At 60.3% G+C, this 19,855-nt stretch carries 19 protein-coding genes and 1 tRNA gene; 11 read left to right on the forward strand and 9 right to left on the reverse strand.

The genetic code is table 11. The features are described from left to right. Positions 1-173 precede the first annotated feature (173 nt). Complete coding sequence (gene prfC / locus I6L44_RS20020; RefSeq protein WP_085942998.1) at positions 174-1,763, forward strand: peptide chain release factor 3; 1,590 nt, start codon at positions 174-176, stop codon at positions 1,761-1,763. 56 nt (positions 1,764-1,819) lie between these two features. Next, complete coding sequence (locus I6L44_RS20025) at positions 1,820-2,293, forward strand: ASCH domain-containing protein (protein ID WP_088870136.1); 474 nt, start codon at positions 1,820-1,822, stop codon at positions 2,291-2,293. Between the two features lie 46 nt (positions 2,294-2,339). Here the strand turns inward: I6L44_RS20025 and I6L44_RS20030 are convergent, their stop codons facing one another. Together I6L44_RS20030 and mdtH are read right to left on the reverse strand one after the other, a co-directional pair. Beyond that, positions 2,340-3,254, reverse strand: a complete 915-nt coding sequence (locus I6L44_RS20030; protein WP_216952888.1) for a bifunctional helix-turn-helix transcriptional regulator/GNAT family N-acetyltransferase — start codon at positions 3,252-3,254, stop codon at positions 2,340-2,342. A gap of 139 nt (positions 3,255-3,393) precedes the next feature. Continuing rightward, positions 3,394-4,590, reverse strand: a complete 1,197-nt coding sequence (gene mdtH / locus I6L44_RS20035; RefSeq protein WP_005340523.1) for a multidrug efflux MFS transporter MdtH — start codon at positions 4,588-4,590, stop codon at positions 3,394-3,396. A gap of 92 nt (positions 4,591-4,682) precedes the next feature. Here mdtH and I6L44_RS20040 point away from each other — a divergent pair, with 92 nt between their 5' ends. Next, on the forward strand, positions 4,683-5,576 hold the full coding sequence (locus I6L44_RS20040; protein WP_005340524.1) for a LysR family transcriptional regulator: 894 nt from the start codon (positions 4,683-4,685) through the stop codon (positions 5,574-5,576). A gap of 32 nt (positions 5,577-5,608) precedes the next feature. Here I6L44_RS20040 and I6L44_RS20045 read toward each other — a convergent pair whose 3' ends face one another. Next, positions 5,609-7,384, reverse strand: coding sequence for a M4 family metallopeptidase (locus I6L44_RS20045; RefSeq protein ID WP_216952889.1), 1,776 nt, complete (start codon positions 7,382-7,384; stop codon positions 5,609-5,611). A 345-nt stretch (positions 7,385-7,729) separates the two neighbouring features. Between I6L44_RS20045 and I6L44_RS20050 the strand changes: the two genes are divergently transcribed. After that, a complete protein-coding gene (locus I6L44_RS20050) occupies positions 7,730-8,284 on the forward strand; it encodes a GNAT family N-acetyltransferase (protein WP_040067529.1) in 555 nt (184 codons plus the stop codon). Continuing rightward, complete coding sequence (gene rimJ / locus I6L44_RS20055) at positions 8,284-8,835, forward strand: ribosomal protein S5-alanine N-acetyltransferase (protein ID WP_040067531.1); 552 nt, start codon at positions 8,284-8,286, stop codon at positions 8,833-8,835. The genes I6L44_RS20050 and rimJ overlap by 1 nt, the downstream gene beginning before the upstream one ends. Positions 8,836-8,897: 62 nt before the next feature. Here rimJ and I6L44_RS20060 read toward each other — a convergent pair whose 3' ends face one another. The 3 genes from I6L44_RS20060 to I6L44_RS20070 all read right to left on the reverse strand — a co-directional run bounded on the left by I6L44_RS20060 (position 8,898) and on the right by I6L44_RS20070 (position 11,804). Further along, positions 8,898-9,146, reverse strand: coding sequence for a hypothetical protein (locus tag I6L44_RS20060; RefSeq protein ID WP_005340533.1), 249 nt, complete (start codon positions 9,144-9,146; stop codon positions 8,898-8,900). Between the two features lie 309 nt (positions 9,147-9,455). Beyond that, on the reverse strand, positions 9,456-10,505 hold the full coding sequence (locus I6L44_RS20065) for an oxidoreductase (RefSeq protein ID WP_216952890.1): 1,050 nt from the start codon (positions 10,503-10,505) through the stop codon (positions 9,456-9,458). Between the two features lie 135 nt (positions 10,506-10,640). After that, positions 10,641-11,804, reverse strand: coding sequence for a multidrug effflux MFS transporter (locus I6L44_RS20070; RefSeq protein ID WP_005340537.1), 1,164 nt, complete (start codon positions 11,802-11,804; stop codon positions 10,641-10,643). A 237-nt stretch (positions 11,805-12,041) separates the two neighbouring features. On the opposite strand from I6L44_RS20070, the gene rdgB reads away from it, so the two are divergent. Both rdgB and hemW read left to right on the forward strand, forming a co-directional pair. Continuing rightward, complete coding sequence (rdgB, locus tag I6L44_RS20075; protein WP_005340539.1) at positions 12,042-12,638, forward strand: RdgB/HAM1 family non-canonical purine NTP pyrophosphatase; 597 nt, start codon at positions 12,042-12,044, stop codon at positions 12,636-12,638. A gap of 90 nt (positions 12,639-12,728) precedes the next feature. Further along, a complete protein-coding gene (hemW, locus tag I6L44_RS20080) occupies positions 12,729-13,874 on the forward strand; it encodes a radical SAM family heme chaperone HemW (protein ID WP_058056772.1) in 1,146 nt (381 codons plus the stop codon). Positions 13,875-13,978: 104 nt separating this feature from the next. Here the strand turns inward: hemW and I6L44_RS20085 are convergent, their stop codons facing one another. Together I6L44_RS20085 and zntR are read right to left on the reverse strand one after the other, a co-directional pair. Then, entirely contained in the window at positions 13,979-14,218 is a 240-nt protein-coding gene (locus I6L44_RS20085) for an alternative ribosome-rescue factor A (RefSeq protein ID WP_234926049.1), read from the reverse strand. A 214-nt stretch (positions 14,219-14,432) separates the two neighbouring features. After that, positions 14,433-14,888 carry a Zn(2+)-responsive transcriptional regulator gene (gene zntR / locus I6L44_RS20090; RefSeq protein ID WP_005341244.1) on the reverse strand — a complete coding sequence of 152 codons (456 nt, stop codon included), beginning with the start codon at positions 14,886-14,888 and terminating at the stop codon, positions 14,433-14,435. A gap of 416 nt (positions 14,889-15,304) precedes the next feature. On the opposite strand from zntR, the gene purH reads away from it, so the two are divergent. The 4 genes from purH to I6L44_RS20110 all read left to right on the forward strand — a co-directional run bounded on the left by purH (position 15,305) and on the right by I6L44_RS20110 (position 19,485). Then, entirely contained in the window at positions 15,305-16,897 is a 1,593-nt protein-coding gene (purH, locus tag I6L44_RS20095; protein ID WP_158109190.1) for a bifunctional phosphoribosylaminoimidazolecarboxamide formyltransferase/IMP cyclohydrolase, read from the forward strand. Positions 16,898-17,011: 114 nt separating this feature from the next. Next, positions 17,012-18,298 carry a phosphoribosylamine--glycine ligase gene (gene purD, locus I6L44_RS20100; RefSeq protein WP_005358115.1) on the forward strand — a complete coding sequence of 429 codons (1,287 nt, stop codon included), beginning with the start codon at positions 17,012-17,014 and terminating at the stop codon, positions 18,296-18,298. A gap of 277 nt (positions 18,299-18,575) precedes the next feature. Then, positions 18,576-18,950, forward strand: coding sequence for a cytochrome b562 (locus I6L44_RS20105; protein WP_005349056.1), 375 nt, complete (start codon positions 18,576-18,578; stop codon positions 18,948-18,950). Continuing rightward, positions 18,931-19,485, forward strand: coding sequence for a cytochrome b/b6 domain-containing protein (locus tag I6L44_RS20110; protein WP_216952891.1), 555 nt, complete (start codon positions 18,931-18,933; stop codon positions 19,483-19,485). The genes I6L44_RS20105 and I6L44_RS20110 overlap by 20 nt, the downstream gene beginning before the upstream one ends. A 164-nt stretch (positions 19,486-19,649) precedes the next feature. Here I6L44_RS20110 and I6L44_RS20115 read toward each other — a convergent pair. Beyond that, positions 19,650-19,726, reverse strand: a tRNA-Ile gene (locus tag I6L44_RS20115). Positions 19,727-19,855: the final 129 nt, after the last annotated feature.

Genomic DNA, 19,855 nt, shown 5'->3' on the forward strand with positions numbered 1-19,855 from the left:
TTTTGCTTTGACTCAGGCGATAAGACCCATGTAACGCAACCCTCCTCCCTCTCTCCACCAGGTTGGCAACACGCCAGCTGGCGTGGCTTTCGTTGCGTATACATGTGCCGTGAGCGGCATTCCGGATTTATTCCCACGGTGGCTGATGCCACCGCTCAATAGAAGAACGTTGAATTATGTCAGCTGAATTTCTGAGTGAAGTCTCCAAGAGACGCACTTTTGCGATCATTTCGCACCCGGATGCGGGTAAAACCACCATCACCGAGAAAGTCCTGCTGTTCGGACAGGCCATTCAGCGCGCCGGTACCGTCAAGGGCCGTGGCTCGGGCCAGCACGCCAAATCCGACTGGATGGAGATGGAGAAGCAGCGTGGTATCTCCATCACCACCTCGGTGATGCAGTTCCCCTATGCCGATTGTCTGGTCAACCTGCTTGACACCCCGGGTCACGAGGACTTCTCCGAAGATACCTACCGTACCCTGACCGCGGTCGACTGCTGCCTGATGGTCATCGATGCCGCCAAGGGTGTTGAAGACCGGACCCGCAAGCTGATGGAAGTGACCCGTCTGCGTGATACCCCCATCCTCACCTTCATGAACAAGTTGGACCGTGAAGTGCGTGACCCGATGGAAGTGATGGATGAGGTGGAGCGCGAGCTGAAGATCATGTGCGCCCCCATCACCTGGCCCATCGGCTGCGGTAAATCCTTCAAGGGGGTCTATCACCTCTACAAGGACGAGACCTATCTCTATCAGAGCGGTCAGGGTCACACCATCCAGGAGAAGCGGGTGGTCAAGGGGCTGAACAACCCGGATCTGGATGCCGCCGTCGGCGAAGATCTGGCCCAGCAACTGCGCGACGAGCTGGAGCTGGTGCAGGGCGCCTCCCCCGAGTTCGATCACGATGCCTTTATCGCTGGCGAGATGACCCCGGTCTTCTTCGGTACTGCGCTTGGCAACTTCGGTGTTGACCACATGCTGGATGGCCTGACCGACTGGGCGCCGTCTCCCATGCCGCGCAAGGCCGAGAGCCGCGAAGTGGTGGCGACCGAGGAGAAGTTCTCCGGCTTCGTGTTCAAGATCCAGGCAAACATGGATCCGAAACACCGTGACCGTATCGCCTTTATGCGTATCGTATCAGGCACCTACAGCAAGGGCATGAAGATGCGCCACGTGCGTATCGGCAAGGATGTGAACATCTCCGATGCCGTGACCTTTATGGCCGGTGACCGTGAGCAGGCGGAAGACGCCTTCGCCGGTGACATCATCGGTCTGCACAACCACGGCACCATCCAGATCGGCGACACCTTCACCCAGGGTGAGGATCTCAAGTTCACCGGTATCCCGAACTTCGCACCGGAACTGTTCCGCCGCATCCGCCTGCGCGACCCGCTCAAGCAGAAGCAGCTGCTCAAGGGGTTGGTCCAGCTCTCAGAAGAGGGGGCGGTACAGGTGTTCCGTCCGCTGATTAGCAACGATCTCATCGTTGGTGCGGTCGGTGTGCTGCAGTTTGACGTGGTGGTGTCCCGTCTGAAGAGCGAGTACAACGTCGAGGCCATCTACGAGGCGGTCAACGTCTCCACCGCCCGCTGGGTGGAAGGCACCGACGTCAAGAAGTTCGAAGAGTTCAAGCGCAAGAACGAGGTCAACCTGGCCCTCGATGGCGGTGACAACCTCACCTATATCGCACCGACCATGGTCAACCTGCGCCTGGCTCAGGAGCGCCACCCCGACGTGGAGTTCCGCCAGACTCGCGAGCACTGATACTGCTTACCAAATCCCGCCAGATGGCGGGATTTTTTATGCATCAAGGAGAGGTGATGGTTGAATCGATGAATCCTGCCTGCTCGGCTCTGGCTGAGAGTTATCTGTTATCCCTGCCGGTGGCAGCACGGGCTCGTCATGTCTCGGCGGACTACTTCTGTGCTGATGCACACAATGCCAACCTCTGTGCCGCGCTGGTAGTAGCAGGCCGCAAGCGAGCAACCTGTAGCCTCGCTTACTGGTATCTGGAGAAGGGCGAGCGGATGCCGGAACAGGGGGACCTACTGGTGGTGACCGACTGGAGTGGTCTGCCCAAGGCTCTTGTTGAACTGGTGTCAGTCACCTTGTGTCCATTCGATGAGATTGATGCTGCGTTTGCCGCCGAGGAAGGGGAGGGAGATGGCTCTCTGGCTTGGTGGCACGAGGCGCACAAGGCCTTCTTCGAACGCGAGATGAAGGCGGAAGGGAGAGAATTTGATGAGCACGCCACGCTGGTGCTGGAGCGATTTCGGGTAGTGGCGCTGCCATAGTAAACAAAGCGGCAGGCAGGGGATACTTCTGCTTGCCGCTATCACTTTAGATCGCCAAGTCTAACACCATACAGATCTCGCAATCCCCGTGGCCGGTGCAGCCAAGGGGGCCAGGCAGATGTTCAAAGCCCAGTGATTCATAGAGGCTGGTGGCTTCGCGCAAGACCTCGGTCGTTTCCAGATAGCAGCGCTGATAACCAAGTGCGCGCGCCTCGTCCAGTGCCTGCAACACCAGCCGCTTGCCAAGGCCCAGTCCGCGCAGGGCGGGCATAAAGTACATCTTCTGCAGCTCGCAGACTCCCTCTTCTCCCGCCAATGGCGCGATACCACCACCGCCGAGGATGGAACCGTCCGGCCCTTCGATAACCCAATAGCGGCTCTTTTCCCCCTGATAGCTCTGGGAGAGGGTGTCGAGATTGGGATCGGATACCCCATACCCCTTGTCGGCGGTGAGGCCATATTCGGCCGAGACGGCGCGAATTACCAAGGCGATCTGGGCATTGTCCGCCGCCGTGATGGGGCGGATCTGGTAACCCCGCTGGCGACGGGCGCGGGAGAGGGCGCTGCGATAGAGCCGCAGCCCTTGCCAAAGCTGCTCCCGCTCGGGCAGGCTCAACTGCGCCAGCATCTCTTCCATCGCCCCGTCCATCTCCCGGTGCAACTCCAGCAGCATCCCCTGACCGTTGACGGTGAGGCGGGCCTCCTTGCTGCGGCCGTCGGAGGGGTGCGGGTGCCAGCTGATGAGCTCCCGCTCGGCGAGGCGCGCAAGCGGACGACTGGCGTTGGATTTGTCGATGTGCAGCTTTTCTGCCAGCTGCTGGTTGGTGGCCGGGGCGTTTTCCAGCTCGATCAGCAGATGAGCCTCGATGGGGGTGAGGGCCAGGTTGCCGCACTGCTGGGAGAGCATGCCGAGTTCGCGAACCAGATCGCGCGACAGGGCGCGCAGGGGACGGGGATCCATATCGTGGTTTCCTTTTTAGTTGTGCATGACAACTAAAATAGCGTGAAAGTTGTAATTCGCAACCTTTTGCTGTGATGACTTGCAGAATATGGTGTGAGCGGCAGCCCCGTTGATTGGGCTGCCGTAGGCATGGGGGGCGTCAGGCGGCGGCTCTGATAGCCAGCTCCGGGCGGCGGGAGAAGCAGCGGGCGAGCAGCAACATTGTGGCGACGCCTATGGTGCCCAGCACCAGCCAGGGGAGGGCCGGTTGTCCCTGTTGTAGCGAGAAGTCATAGAGGGAGCCGCCGCCCACATAGCCGGTCATGCCCCCCAGCGCCAGTCCGAGGCGGCTGAAGCCCATGTAGCTGCCGCGGGCTGTGGGGTTGGCCAGCCGGGTCATCAGGGTCTCCCGGGCCGGTTCGCAGATGATGATCCCCAGATAGAAGCAGGCCAGCAGTACGAAGATGCCGGAGAGAGTGCTGACAAAGGCGACCAGCCCGATCCCCACCGTCATCAGCAGGATACCTGCCATCAGTCGGCTCTCCAGCCGATAGCGCCGTTCGCTGAAACGGGCGATAGGGTAGAGCAGCGCCAGTGACAGCGCCGTTTCCAGGCTGTACATCCAGCCCACTGCCGTGGTGGTGCCGGAGAGCTGCTTGACCAGAATGGGGAAAATCAGCATCACCTGTACCCACAGCATGTAGTAGCCGCTCAGGATCAGTACCAGTCGGCAGAAGGCGCGATCCGCCAGCACCTGTCCCAACCCTTCCCGCATCGGAGTCGGTTTGACCGAGAGGCGGTAGGCGGGCAGCAGGGTCCAGTTGCACAGGGCCGCCAGGGTGAAGAGCCCGGCGCCCAGCAGACAGACGTAGGTGAAGTCAAAGCGCAGCAGCCAGCTGCCGAGCAGGGCACCGGTGACGGCCCCTGCGCTCTCCAGCATCATCAGCAGGGAGATAAAGCGGCCCCGCTCATGGGGACGGGTAAATTTGATCACCAGTGCCGCCCGGGGCGGGTCGAACAGGCAACCGCCCAGTCCGGAGAGGAAGCAGGAGAAGATCAGCATGGCGCCACTGTCGGCCCAGGCCAGGGTGGCGAAACCCACCGCCCGTAACAACATGCCGGTGACGATGAGCGGGCGGGCGCCGAAACGGTCAGCGAGGGAGCCGCCAAAGATCCCCAGCCCCTGTTGGGTCAGCTGGCGCAGGCCGAGGGCCAGCCCCACCAGACCGGCCGCCCAGCCGAGTTGATCGACGAAGCGCAGGCTGATCATCGGCATCACCACAAAGAACCCCAGGATCACCAGTGTGGTATCCAGCGCCAGAAACCAGCGCCCCCAAAACCTCGCCCTATCGACCATAACGCCCTCTCATTCACAGATACCTTCATTCTGGAGAGGGTTTAGATATAGTGGTAGACGACAACTACCTATATTTCATATCAGGATTATTTATGTCTATGGATTTGGACGATCTGCAACTGCTGCTGGATGTGGCCGAGCTGGGCAGCTTCAGTCAGGCGGCGGCCATTCGTGGCTGGTCACAGCCGCTGGTGAGCCAGCGGATTGCCCAGCTGGAGGAGAGCCTCGGAGCACCGCTGTTTCAGCGTCATCGACGCGGGGTGACGCCGACCCGTGCCTGCGAGGAGTTTCTCCCTGCCGCTCGCTCGGCGCTGGCCACTCTGAGTGAAGGACGGTTGGCACTGCAGGGGGCACCTGCGCTGCCTTGTATCCGTCTCTCCAGTCTGCCATCCCTCACCTCCGTGGTGTTTGGCTCGCTATTGATGGAGCTGGTGGATGAGCCGTTCGAAATCCGCTGCACCACGGATCACTCCGGCGAGATCATGCAGTCGCTGCTGACCGGGGAGGCCGATATCGGCTTTGTACTCAAGCGTCCGCCGGTTGCTGGCCTGCAGATGGAGCTGCTTTGCTGCTCCCCCATTATCGCTATCGCCTCGCCATTGCATCCGCTGGCCGGTTGTCACGGCCTCACCCTGGAGGATATTGCCGACCAGCGGCTGGCGCCTCAGGTATGGGGGCCGGGGTGTGACGTCTTTATCCAGCAGTTGCGGCGGCTGCGGCGGGCTGCCAGCCCCCTGCATGCGGTGCAGCCCGCCAGTGCGGCGCGGGATCTGGCGCTGGAACACGGGTTTATCACCCTGATGCCGGAGCTGGCCATCAAGCGGGATCTGGAGGTGGGGCGGCTGGTCAGGCTCGATGTGCGCAATCTGCCGCAAGAGCATTGGGATGTGATGATGGCGTGGCGCGGTGGCAAGCGGCCCAACCCGGCTAGAGAAACCGTGTTGGCCACCGCCCGCACGCTGGCGAAACGGTGGCGCAATGAGTAGAACGATGCGGGACAAGACCCGCATCGGGTGGCTCAGTAGCTGGCCTTGAGGGTTACGCCACTGAACGCTGCAAACCCTGACAGCTGCACATGCCAGATACCCGTCTTGGGATTGGTGAACGAGCAGCTTTCGTTATTGCCCCCCTTGTAGGGGCGGCAGTCATAACTGCTGCTGGTGGGGGCGCTGCCAAAACGGACGTAGAGGTCGGCATCTCCGGTGCCGCCGCTGCTGCTGATCTGCAGCGACCTGGTGCCCGCCGGCACGTTCAGGGTGTAGTTGAGCTTGCCACCCTTGCTGGCGGCGAGGTTGCTCACCGGCACGCCGTTTTGCAGCACGTTGTCGCTCGGTGGCGGCGTGCTGCCGCAACTGGCATCGACCCCGACGGTCTGGAAGGCCCGTGCCACATCCGCCTGACTGTAACCCAGATCGGCGGTCGCCCGGCTGACGCCGCAGGCCCCTTGCTGGTAGTTGGTGCTGGCGCCCCAGTAGAGGCGGTTGGCCAGCAAGAACACTTCAAATGCCTTGCGGGTGTTCCAGCCGCTGCTGGTGGCGAGCAGGTAGAAGGCGCGGTTATAGACCCCGGAGCTGTGGTGTACATCCATCCCCTCCTGATAATCCGCGGCATGGCCGATGGATCTGCCATCCCGGGTCGGATCCTCGAAGTAACGCAGGGAGCCGTTGCCCTTGAAGATCTGGGCGCCGACCAGCCAGTCGTTGCTCCCCTTCATGTAGAACTCGGCCGCTTCCCCCGCCATATCGGAGAAGGCCTCGTTGATGCCGCCGGATTGTCCTGAATAGATCAGCCCGGAGTTCTGCTCGGTAAAGCCGTGGCTCACCTCGTGGGCCGCCACATCGAGGCTCACCAGCGGGTGGAAGGTGGTGGCGCCGTCACCGAAGGTCATCTGGCTGCCATCCCAGAAGGCATTCTCGTAATTCTTGCTGTAGTGAACCCGCATTTTCAGTTTGAAGGTGAGGGGCGCCGTGTTGTACCAGTTGCGGTACATGTCGAACACCACGTTGCCGAAGTAGTGGGCGTCGTTGAGGGGCGAGTAGGCGCCGTTGATCTCCTTGACCCGGTTCTCCGGGCAGGTGAACTGGTGGATGGCACCGCCTGAGGTGGCGTGGTTGAGGTTGATGGTATCGACGTTGGGGCTGGTCATCCGGCAGTTGTCATCGACGATGAGCGGGCCAAAATCGGTGCCGTAGATGTATTTGCCGGTCTTGATGTTGCCCCCGGGGCCGGTGGCGTCCTTGTGGTTGATCCCCTCCCAGCGTTTGAGCTCCTCACCGCTTTGGGCATCAAGAATGACGAAGGGGCGGCTTGGCTTGTCACCTTCGGCGATGAAGGAGACCTGATAAACCAGCCGGGCCAGCCCGTTCTCATCCTGCATCACGTAGAGTTTGACCTGCTCGTTGCTCCCCTTGCTGCCCCCCTTGGCCTTGCTGGCGGCGTCCTGTGGCGAGAGGGTGGCGGCCGGGCTTGCCACATCCTGATCGATCTGGCGCAGCATGCGCCCGCTGGCCTGTTGCAGCTGGCCGTTCAGGCTCTTGTCAGCTACCACCACCTGACCCATTACCGGGATGCCGTTCCAGACCTGCTCGTAGCGGATCCGCTGCTGGCCGTTGGGCAGCTTGACCACCCGCACCTGACGAAACTCGCCATCTTCCAGCTGCAAGGTACCACTTGCGGCACTGAGGCCGGTCATGGCCCGGATGCCGTTTGCTGTTACGTTGATCTCTACTTCTTGCGCCGCCAGTGCGGCGCTTCCCCAGCAGGCCAGCGCAACGGCCAGATAAATTTTATTCATCTCTTCTTTCCTTAAATCGATGAGGTTGATAAACCGACCGAAGGTCGGGCGTTTTGAAGCTAGTGCCGGTGGGGGAAAGTGCCCCCTGTCAAAAGTGACAGCGCAGCACAAAGGGGTAGCAGGATCTGCCAACGTGCCGTTTTGGGGCATTCGTCGGCGCCATGTGGAGAGCATTATCCGGTTTCAGACACCCACCCTCCTCTTTTGAGGGAGGAGAGTACGCGCGCTGTCACCCTCTGCGAAGCCTGCCGGAGGGGGCCGTAAAAGTGGCTGGCGCGGCCAGTGGCGATTGGCTACATTGGGTGCTGGTTCGCTATTTGATCACTGATTTGAAAGGAGAATCCCATGTTTTCATGGCAGTTGGACGACGAGCTTGCGCTGCTCTTCTTGCAGCCCGATATGGCGAGCGAACTGTTTGCCCTCTGCAATGACAACCGGGAGTACCTCTCCCAGTGGCTGCCCTGGCCGCCACTGATCCAGCGCCCCGTTGACAGCGCCCTCTTCATTCGCAGTGCCATCGAGAAGTTCGCCCGGGGCGAGGGGCTCACCACTGCCATCGAGTATCAGGGGGAGGTGGTGGGGGTCATCGGTTACAACAGCATCGATCATGACCTTGGCAAGGTGGTCATCGGCTACTGGCTGGCGGAGCGCTGGCAGGGTAACGGCATCATCACCCGTGCCTGTCAGGCCCTGATCTACCACGCCTTCGAAGAGATGGGGATGGAGAAGGTGGAGATCAGCGCCGCCACCGATAACGAGCCCAGCAGGGCTGTTTGTGAACGGCTCGGGATGCAGCTTGAGGGGGTGACCCGGCGCGCAGAGCGGCTGGGCAACCGGATTGTGGACCATGCCCACTACAGCTTGCTGCGCGATGAGTGGTTAAGGCAGAGGGAGTCCTGATGGCGCTGCCACATATCAAGACGGCCCGCACCCACCTGACCATACTGTCGCCGGATCGGGCCCCCATGATGCTCGACTTCTACCGGCGCAACCGTGACCATCTCACCCCCTGGGAGCCGCTTCGGGACGAGCACTTTTACACCCTCTCTTACTGGCATGCCCGGCTGCAGGACAGCTACAGCCAGTTCTTCAACGGCACCGGCGTCAATCTGGTGGCCCTCGATCCGGCTGGCGAGCGGGTGATCGCCACCTGCAACTTCAGCAATATCCTGATGGGGGTCTTCAAGGCGTGTCATCTGGGCTATGCCATCGACCAGCAGCACCAGGGGCAGGGGGTGATGAGAGAGGTGCTGTCAGCCGCCATTGACTACCTGTTTCGCGAGCACGATCTGCATCGCATCATGGCTTGCTATATGCCTGACAATCAGCGCAGTGGCGCCTTGCTGGAGCGGCTCGGCTTCGAGCGGGAGGGATTCGCGCGGGCGTATCTGATGATCAATGGTCGCTGGGAGGATCACATCCTCACCTCGCTGATTAATCCGGCTCCCTGATTGTCAGATAAAAAAACGGGCCCGAAGTTGCCTTCGGACCCGTCTTCGAATGAGGTGCAGGCTTAGTTGGCCTTGGCATCGCTCACTGCAGCTTCAACCTTGGTAGCGGCTTCGGTAGCAGCTTTTTCTACGGTTGCAGTCGCTTCGGAGGTGGCCTTCTCTACGGTAGAGGTGGCTTCGCTAGCGGCTTTTTCTACAGTGGCAGCAACTTCGGCGGCCGGAGCAGCAGCAGGAGCTGCAGCTTTTTCTTCTTTCTGACCGCAAGCAGTCAACATCAGACCCAGGATACCGGCTACCAGTACTTTGTTCATGTGCATTCCCTCAAAAAAAGATGGAGAGATGGTCTGTGCAACCATCACAGCGCCCACCGTTGCCCGGTATTGAAACAAGAAGCCGGGAGGCAGCAGGCGGGCGCAATATAGCCCCATTAGTTACCGATGAAAACGGATATCACAATGACATTTTTTCGTGCCGTGGATAAAAAGCTCCACTGCAACGACTGATATCAATACAAGATGCCGTTAAATGGCACTGATTACACAATAAAACACCACTTTACTGCCATCTTGTGGCGGTTTAGCAAGGTCAAGGTTGGTCAAGCGCGGCCGATGACCCGCACCTTAGTCAGACAGCTTCTGACAGGGCAGCCGTTTTCCCTCAAGGTGGCTTTGACGGGCCAGATCCAGCAGCGCCATCACCGCCAGCGCTTCACTTGCTGGCACCGGGTTGCTCCCTTCGCCCTTGATGGCGGCGCAGACACCGCGATAGTAGGCGCCATAATCCCCCGCCTCACCCACCACGCTCTGTTGCTGCAACTGACCATCGACAATGCGGCTGAGCTGACCTAGTTCGCTATCCATGCCCCAATCCGCCGCCGGCGGCCGCTTGCCCAGCTTGAGCTGATCTTCCTGCACATCCATACCGAATTTCACGAACGAACCCTGGCTGCCGTGAATGACAAAGCGCGGCATGGTGGCTGAAACCAGACAGCTGCCATGCAAAATAACCCGCATAGCACCGTAACCCAGCACCACATGGAAGTAGTCGTCCGCCAGTGCGCCGGGGCGCTGCTCGGCCAGATCGGCCTGCAACCAGTCCGGCTGGCCGAACAGCTGCAGCGCCTGATCCAGTACATGGGGGCCTAGATCGAACCAGAGGCCGGAACCCGGGCCACCCGCTTCGCGCCAGCGCTGGCGCACTTCTGGGCGATAGCGATCGAAGTGGGATTCGAACTGGGCGATCTGCCCCAGCGTCCCCTCGGCAATCAAACGGCGCACGGTGAGAAAATCCCCGTCCCAGCGCCGGTTGTGGAAGATGCTGAGCAGTCGCTGCTGCTTTTCGGCCAGTTCGACCAGCGCTTGCGCTTCGGCCAGATCCAGTGCAAAGGGCTTGTCGATCACCACATGTTTACCTGCCAGCAGCGCCTGGCGGGCGAGGGGGGCATGGGTGTCGTTGGGGGTGGCAATCACCACCAGATCGACGGTCTCATCGCTTAGTACATCCTCCAGTGAACCGACCCGGCAGCCGGGCAGATCGGCCTGCACCTTGGCGGCATCGCGGCTCACCACCCAACTCAGGGACAAGCCCGGCGTGGTAGAGAGGAAGGGGGCGTGGAAGGTCTTGCCTGCAAAGCCATAGCCCATCAGGGCTGCGTTGAGAGTGTGGCTCATCGGGGGTTCTCCGCTGACATCGAGTGAGTGGGGTTGCCATCGCAGGCTCTCTGCCGGATGGCCATATGCTGTAAAGGCGATACAAACGAGAAGGGGGCCGATGGCCCCCCGAATGTGCCCATCAGAGCACAGGATTTATTGCAAACACAAGCGGCGACCGCGCCGGGTCATCAGCATCACCAGAGGCGGCAGCAGCAGCCACATATGCAGCGCCAGCTGGCTGAGCGGGTCGTGCATCAGGGCGCCGGTCAGGCCAACCAAAGCGCCGGAGCCGCTCATCTGGAACAGGCCGAGCAGGGCCGCTGCGGTACCGGCGCAGTGGCCGAACGGTGCCAGCGCCATGCCGGCGGCCGAGCCCAGAATCATGGCAAAGCCGATGCTGGAGAGGAATACCGGCCCCATCATCGCCAGCGGATGCTCGATGTGCATGGCCAAAGTCAGGGTGATGGCCGAAAGCATCAACACCAGCAGGCCGATGCGAAGGGTGCGTCTTGGCCCCACCTTGGCGATAAAGCGCGGCGCCATAAAGCAGGCCAGGATGTTGAGCGCGGCGTTGGCGGTAAACCAGTAGCTAAAGCCGCTCATATCGAGCCCCAGTTTCACCATCAGCTGCACCGGTGCAGCGGTGACATAAGCGAGGATCACCGCCATCGCCAGCATGCACAGCGCCGCATTGAACAGGAAGCTGGGGGAGCGCAGTACCGGGCTGTAGCGCGACCAGCTGATGAGGGCCCCTTCGCTGCGGGTCTCCTCCGGGCGGGTCTCCGGCATCCGCCACATCAGCCAGCTGCCGACGATGAGCGCATAACCGGCCATAAACCAGAAGTTGGCAGACCAGCCCGCCTTGGCGGTGAGCCAGCCACCGAGCAGGGGGGCCAGCGCAGGAATAAAGCAGATGGCGCCATTGAGATAGGAGATCATCTGACCGCTCTTTTTCGGGCCGTAGCTGTCACGTACCACCGAGAAGGCGGCGACCGAGGTAGCGCAGGCGCCGAAGCCCTGCAGCACTCGCGCCAGCATCAATTCGCCGAGGCTGGCGGCAAAACCGGCCCCCAGCGCGCTCAGGCCATAGAGCAGCACGCCGCCCAGGGCGATGGGCTTGCGACCGTAGCGATCGGCCAGCGGGCCAACAAGCAGTTGCCCCAGCCCCATGCTGAACAGGAACCAGGTGATGGTGCCCTGCATCAGTGTCACTTCGGCGCCCAGCTGCTCGGCCATCTGCGGAATGGCGGGCAGGTAGATGTCGATAGCCAGCGGACTGAACAGCACCAGTAGTACGAGCAAAAGTATCAATGGCATCTGTCACCTCTTTAGTCAGCCAGGTTAATGAATTGGGGCGCGAGTCTACTGACTCACAGTAATGAATAGAAATGGTATTTAATCACTTTGGTTATTCCATTATGGAAACATGTATTAAAAGCTGGTTATTCGATGGCGGCAAATCCCCCGCAACCCCATCACAGCGGGTGTAATTGACGCTTTTACTAAACGCTTGCGCCGCATAGAATGCGCAGATTATTTTTGCGGAGGTGCTCGATGAACAAGCTTGTCCTGGCAACAGGTAACCAGAAAAAGGTGAAGGAATTGGCCGCCATGCTGGCCGATATGAAGATCCAGGTGATCCCACAGAGCGAGTTTGCGGTCTCCGATGCCGATGAGACCGGCACCACCTTCGTCGAGAATGCCATCATCAAGGCCCGCCACGCCGCCCGTATTACCGGTCTGCCCGCCGTGGCCGATGACTCCGGTCTGGAAGTCGATCTGCTGCAAGGGCGCCCCGGCGTCTACTCCGCCCGCTTTGCCGGTGTGGGTGCCGGCGACAAGGCCAACATCGAGAAGCTGCTCGGCGAGCTGCAAGGTGCCCCCGAGTACCTGAAGAGCGCCCGCTTCTGGTGTGTGCTGGTCTATATGCGCCACGCTGACGATCCCACTCCCATCATCTGTCAGGCGAGCTGGGAAGGGATGATCATCGACGAGCCGCGCGGTCAGCACGGTTTCGGCTATGACCCGGTCTTCTTCGTGCCGGATCACGACTGCACCGCCGCCCAGATGCCAGCCGAGCTGAAAAACCAGCTGAGCCATCGCGGTCAGGCGCTGGCCAAGCTCAAAGCGGCGCTGGCTGCGGCGCACTGAGTCACTTCGCCACCTTGTCGGTTACACACGGTCAATTACACATAGTCATCTACAATGGGGGCCTTGAGCCCCCGTTTTATTGGAAGCCCCATGCTGCAACTGCCGCCGCTCTCTCTCTATATTCATGTGCCCTGGTGCGTCCAGAAGTGCCCTTACTGTGACTTCAACTCCCATGCCCAGAAGGGGGAGTTGCCTCACCTCGAATATGTCGCCGCTCTGCTGGAGGATCTGGATCAGGATCTGAAGTGGGCGCAGGGGCGGCCGCTCTCCTCGATCTTTATCGGCGGCGGCACCCCCAGCCTGCTGACGGTGGAGGCGATGCAAGCCTTGCTGGACGGGGTACGGGCCCGCATACCGCTCACCGCAGATTGCGAGATCACCATGGAGGCCAACCCGGGCACGGTGGAGGCGGACAAGTTTGCCGGTTTCCAGCGCGCCGGTATTAACCGCATCTCCATCGGCGTGCAGAGCTTCCAGCAGGAGAAGCTGACCCGCCTCGGCCGCATTCACGGCCCGGAAGAGGCCCGCAAGGCCGCCGCACTGGCCCATGCCATCAAGTTGCCTACCTTCAATCTGGATCTGATGCATGGTCTGCCGGATCAGAGTCTGGATGACGCCCTTTATGACCTGCAGCAGGCTATCGACTGCGCCCCGCCGCACCTCTCCTGGTATCAGCTCACCATAGAGCCGAACACGGCATTTGCCTCCAAACCGCCCAAACTGCCGGAAGATGACACCCTGTGGGATATCTATGAGCAGGGCCACGCCATGCTCACCGCCAGCGGTTATCGCCAGTACGAAATCTCGGCTTACGCCAAAGAGGGCTATCAGTGCCATCACAACCTCAACTACTGGCGCTTTGGTGACTATCTGGGGATTGGCTGTGGCGCCCACGGCAAGGTGACCGATCTCGCGAACCAACAGATCCTGCGCACCGCCAAGGTGAAGCATCCGAAAGGGTATCTGGACAAGAGTCGCCCCTATCTGGACGAGCAGTGGCAGGTGACGGCAGACGATCTGCCGCTCGAATACTTTATGAACCGCTTCCGCCTGTTTGAACCGGCCCCCAAGGCGGAGTTCGAGGCCTATACCGGCTTGCCGCTGGAAAGGGTAGAGACGGTGCTCGCCATCGCCCAGAGCAAGGAGCTGATCGAGGATTTGGGGGATAGCTGGCAGCTCACTTCTCTCGGCCATCGCTATCTGAACGTATTGCTCGAACTCTTTATGGATGAGTGAGCGGCCTGTTGAGGCTGTGAGTTGGCGTTGCCAAATCGCTTCTTCTGTCAAAACGATCAGGGCGCCAATGGCGCCCTGATCGTTTATGGTCGGTAGAAACCCGCTCAGCAGCAGACGCTGATCATCTGTTGTTGGCCGGGCTCCCACCGCTTGCCAAATTTGGCCTTGCGCTGGTAACTCCCCTTGCCCTTCTTGTTGCGCTCGACCCGGCTGCGAAACAGGGGATCGGAGAGCAGGGCATGCAGATGGTTATCCTTTATCTCGCCGCGCTGATGGGCATAGCTGCCCCCTTGCGCATTTTCCTCACGGGGGAGGGCGGGTTGGTCGACCCGGATCTTGGCCATGATGGCTCCTCTTCTTTTCTCTTGGTGTGTTGATGCTTGTGTCTGGATGGCGGTTTTCGCTGCGGGCGCCTGTTCAGGCTAACGCCCGGCAACCGGATGCACTGGCACCGGTTAAAAACGCGGCGATTTTGTCACCAAATTGCCGCCGGAGCAATGCGTCGGGCGCGCCGAGTCAGTCACTCTGAGCCAGGCACGCTCAGTCAGGCATACCATGTCAGCCGTGAACCGGGTCATGCTGGTCGTGGCTGTGGTGCTCGTGATGGGCCGGGGCGCCAGATTCCAGCGTCTCGAGGATGGCGCAGTGCTCCGCCGAGCGGGGGCCGCCGCAGCAGATATTGGAGAGTTCGCGCAGGTTGTCGCGAAAGCGGGTCAGTTCGATGATCTTCTGCTCCACCTGGGCCAGCTTGGTGTCGGCCACCGCTTTCACCTCCTGACAGGTGACTTTGGCCTTGTTGGTATCGAGGTCGAGCAGTTCGCCGATATCGGCCAGCGAGAATCCCACCGACTTGGCGCGAATGATGAACTCCAGCCGTCGCTTGTCCTGTTCGCTGTAGAGGCGGTAGCCGGATTCGTTGCGGATCCCCGGTGAGATAAGCCCGTTCTTCTCGTAAAAACGCAGGGTATCTGCCTTGACCCCGCACGCCTTGGCCAGTTCACCGATCCGATACATGCTCTTTTCTCCCCTTGAATGTATGCCGCCACAAAAACCGGAATCCACTATCACCCCTTTGCCCATGGATTGCCAGCCAAGGGCATAAAAGGGGCAGATAAACATCTCCTGGCGACCCTTTTTCCCATAAAACACTGAAAGTGCAAACGTTTCGAGAAAATCAAGTGGAAAACGTTTAACGCCGCGCCAAATAAGGCTTTGCTGTTTCAAAAAATCCACCACAGGTCACATTTTTTGTGTAGAATACGCGCCCATAACAGAGCGCCGCACCAAGCGGGCATTTCCTAAAACGCTTTTGCCGGATGTCGGGGTGAGAGTGGTTTGCGAAATCCCCCACTTCCATTTATTTGGGGACTCTCTGTGTTGAGCCTCGCCTCCCATGGAACGGTCCCCGTTATGTTGAGGACGATAGTGTGATGGAACAAGCTCGACCCATTCGCCGTGCACTGCTGAGTGTGTCTGACAAAACTGGCATTCTGGAATTTGCCAAGGCACTCAACGAGCGTGGTGTTGCCCTGCTCTCCACGGGCGGTACCGCCAAGCTGCTTGGCGAGGCGGGTCTGCCGGTGACCGAGGTCTCCGACTACACGGGTTTCCCTGAAATGATGGATGGCCGGGTCAAGACCCTGCATCCCAAGGTTCATGGCGGCATCCTCGGCCGTCGGGATCAGGATGACGCCATCATGGCCCAGCACGCTATCTCCCCCATCGACATGGTTGTCGTCAACCTTTACCCCTTTGCTGCAACCGTGGCCAAAGCGGGCTGCACTCTGGCCGATGCGGTCGAGAACATCGACATCGGCGGTCCGACCATGGTGCGTTCTGCCGCCAAAAACCATAAAGATGTCGCTATCGTCGTCAAAGCTGCCGACTATGATCGGGTTATTCGCGAGATGGATGCCAACGGCAACAGCCTGAAACTGGCGACCCGTTTCGATCTTGCCATCGCCGCCTTCGAGCACACCGCCGCCTACGATGGCATGATCGCCAACTACTTCGGCACCATGGTTCCTTCCTACGGTGAAAACAAGGAGGGTGACGAGGAGTCCCGCTTCCCGCGCACCTTCAACAGCCAGTTCATCAAGAAGCAGGACATGCGTTACGGCGAAAACAGCCATCAGGCTGCCGCCTTCTACGCCGAAGAGCATGCCGCTCCGGGTTCTGTCTCCAGCGCTATCCAGCTGCAGGGCAAGGCGCTCTCCTACAACAACATCGCCGATACCGATGCGGCGCTGGAGTGTGTCAAGGAGTTCGACGAGCCGGCCTGCGTCATCGTCAAGCATGCCAACCCCTGCGGTGTGGCCATCGGTAACGACCTGCTGAGTGCCTACGATCGTGCCTACCAGACCGACCCCACCTCCGCCTTTGGCGGCATCATCGCCTTCAACCGCGAGCTGGATGGCGCCACTGCCGCTGCCATCGTTGCCCGCCAGTTTGTCGAAGTGATCATCGCCCCGACCGTCAGCCAGGAGGCCCGCGATGCGGTCGCCGCCAAGCAGAACGTGCGTCTGCTCGAATGTGGTCAGTGGACTGCTCCGGCGCAAGGCTTTGACCTCAAACGCGTCAACGGCGGCCTGCTGGTACAGGAGCGGGATCTCGGCATGGTGACGCTGGGTGACCTGACCGTGGTCAGCAAGCGCCAGCCGACCGAGGCCGAGCTGCAGGATCTGCTGTTCTGTTGGAAAGTGGCAAAGTTCGTCAAATCCAATGCCATCGTCTACGCCAAAGATGGCCAGACCATCGGCGTCGGTGCCGGCCAGATGAGCCGTGTTTATTCGGCCAAAATCGCCGGTATCAAGGCGGCGGATGAAGGGCTGACCGTGGCGGGCTCCGTGATGGCCTCCGATGCCTTCTTCCCGTTCCGCGACGGTATCGATGCTGCCGCTCAGGCCGGTATCTCCTGCGTGATCCAGCCGGGTGGCTCGATGCGCGATCAGGAGGTGATCGACGCCGCCGACGAACACGGTATGTGCATGGTGTTCACCAACATGCGCCATTTCCGTCATTGATGGGTCAGGGGCTGCCGATGGCGGCCCTTTTGTTGTCTCTTTTCAACTGACTATTTCCGCTGACTGACGGCCCGGGTTGCCGTCCAGTGACCACAAATAGAAGCGAGCGATACGATGAAAGTACTGATCATTGGCAACGGTGGCCGCGAACACGCCCTGGCCTGGAAGGCCAAACACTCCCCGCTGGTGCGTCACGTTTTTGTGGCGCCGGGCAACGCAGGCACCCAGCTTGAGCCGGGTGTCGAGAACGTCGCCATCGAGGCGACCGATATCGAAGGGCTGCTGGCCTTTGCCAAAGAGAAGCAGGTCGGCCTTACCATCGTCGGGCCGGAAGCGCCGCTGGTGAAAGGGGTGGTGGATGCCTTCCGCGCCGCCGGTCAGCCCATCTTTGGCCCGACCGCTGCCGCTGCCCAGCTGGAAGGCTCCAAGGCTTTCACCAAGGATTTCCTGGCCCGTCACGCCATCCCGACCGCCGAGTACCAGAACTTCACCGAAGTGGAGCCTGCGCTCGCCTATCTGCGCGAGAAGGGCGCCCCCATCGTCATCAAGGCCGATGGTCTGGCGGCGGGCAAGGGGGTGATTGTCGCCATGACCTTGCAGGAAGCGGAAGACGCGGTGCGCGACATGCTCTCCGGCAATGCCTTTGGCGAAGCGGGCTCCCGGGTGGTGATTGAGGAGTTTCTGGAGGGGGAAGAGGCGAGCTTCATCGTCATGGTCGATGGCGAGCACGTGCTGCCGATGGCCACCAGTCAGGATCACAAGCGGGTTGGCGACGGTGATACCGGCCTCAACACCGGTGGTATGGGGGCTTACTCCCCGGCGCCTGTGGTGACCGCCGAGGTACATCGACGCGTGATGGAGCAGGTGATCATGCCGACCGTGCGCGGCATGGCGGCCGAGGGCAACGTCTACACCGGTTTCCTCTACGCCGGTCTGATGATCGACGGCGCAGGCAATCCCAAGGTGATCGAGTTCAACTGCCGTTTCGGCGATCCCGAGACCCAGCCCATCATGCTGCGGATGCAGTCCGATCTGGTGGAGCTCTGTCTGGCCGCTTGTGCAGGCAAGCTGGATCAGAAAGAGGCCATTTATGATCCCCGCGCCGCTATCGGCGTGGTGTTGGCGGCGGGAGGCTATCCTGGCGATTACAGTACCAACCACCCCATCAGCGGCTTGCCGGTGGATGAAGTGGCGGGTGAGAAGGTGTTCCATGCCGGTACCCGTCTGGAGGGCGATACCAGCCTGACCGCTGGCGGCCGCGTGTTGTGTGCAACCGCCCTCGGCCACACTGTGGCAGAAGCCCAGCAGCGTGCCTATCAGCTCGCTGGCCGCATCAAGTGGGATGGCGCCTTCTACCGCAAGGATATCGGCTGGCGCGCCATTGCTCGCGAACAGGAGTAACTGACGCAAGCCATTGGCCAGCTGATTCAGACCCCGCTACGGCGGGGTTTTTTGTCCCTGTTTACCGCTTTCAACCATCCCCATGGTGCGTGTCACCTGCGTTCAATCAGTTACCAAGCGCAAACAAGCGCGGCATATCTGTCACTATTTGCCACAAAAAACAGCATTTTTCACAAACGTTTCACCATGAGTCATGGCATCATGCTGGTGATGAATTCTTGTTTGGATTCATAAGTACCCCTAACAATTCGAGCATGTCGTTATATAAGGAAATCCCATGTTGAAAACCGTCCGCCCCCTGCTGCTGCCCCTGATGTTTGGCCTGATGACCCTGCCTGCCGTGGCGGGTGATCTGGAACAGCCGATGAAGAAGATTGGCTTCAACTACAAGCAGGCCGTCAAGGCTGATGATGCAGCCACCATGGAGAAGCACATCAACGAGATGAAGGCCCAGCTTGATGTGGCCAAGCAGAAGAACATGCCGGCCGCCAAGAAAGAGAAATTCCTTGAAGGGATGAACGAGGTACAGACCGAGCTGGACGCCAGCCTGGCCGCACTCAAGGCGGGTGATGAGGCCAAGGCGCGCGAACATCTGGCCAAGGTCAACGACCTGAAGAAGGAGTACCACAAATATGCCAAGCAAAAAGGGTGAGCCCTTTCGCTGGGATCCGCTGGTTCGCCTGACCCACTGGGGCTTGGCGGCGGTCTGCATCGGCAACCTCTGGGTTAACGAAGCGGGCGAGGAGTGGCACGAGTGGCTGGGTTACGGCGCCATTGGGCTGGTCTCCTTGCGTTTGCTCTGGGGGCTCACTTTTGCCCGTGGCTACGCCCGCCTTGGAGCCCTCATCCCCAGTGGTGAGGATTTTCGCCAGCAAGCGCGCGAGATGCGTGAGCGGCAGCCTCCGGCACCGGGTCATCACGGTAGCGGCAAGCTGGCCGTGTGGGCACTCTGGCTGGTTGTGCTGGCCACTGCTGGCAGCGGCTGGTTTCAAAATACCGAGACGGGATTTGAACTGGGGGCTGACGAGTGGCATGAGTGGTGCGTGGTGGCGCTGCAGGGACTGATTGGTCTGCATCTGCTTGCCATCGTCTTTACCTCCTGGCGTCAGCACAGCAATCTGGTTACCCGGATGCTACCCGCCGGGCGTCGCTCATCCATCCAGAGCGGCAGCAACGAGCAAACCTGAGGCTCAGCATTAGGCTCCTTGTCTCTGAGTGAGGCGCCTGATTCGGACCCTGCCCAGACCCGCCCATGGCGGGTCTTTTCTATGACCTCATCGAGCTCATCACTGGACATTGCTCGATCCGCAGATGCAAAAAGGCCGCTCATCATGAGCGGCCTTTTTCAATTTGGTGGCCCCTGGGGGACTTGAACCCACGACCAATCGATTATGAGTCGACTGCTCTGACCAACTGAGCTAAGGGGCCAAATTGTGCGTTTAGCGGCGTGGATTATAGGGGAAGAGGAAAGGGCAGTCTATAGGCATATCAACCACTTGGCGACTAATTGTCCAGCTTGATTGAGGGTGCAAAGCGGGTCGCAAGGGGAAATGCCAG

Source organism: Aeromonas sp. FDAARGOS 1414, assembly GCF_019047065.1.
In the GTDB taxonomy this organism is placed as follows: Bacteria; Pseudomonadota; Gammaproteobacteria; order Enterobacterales; family Aeromonadaceae; genus Aeromonas; species Aeromonas veronii_A.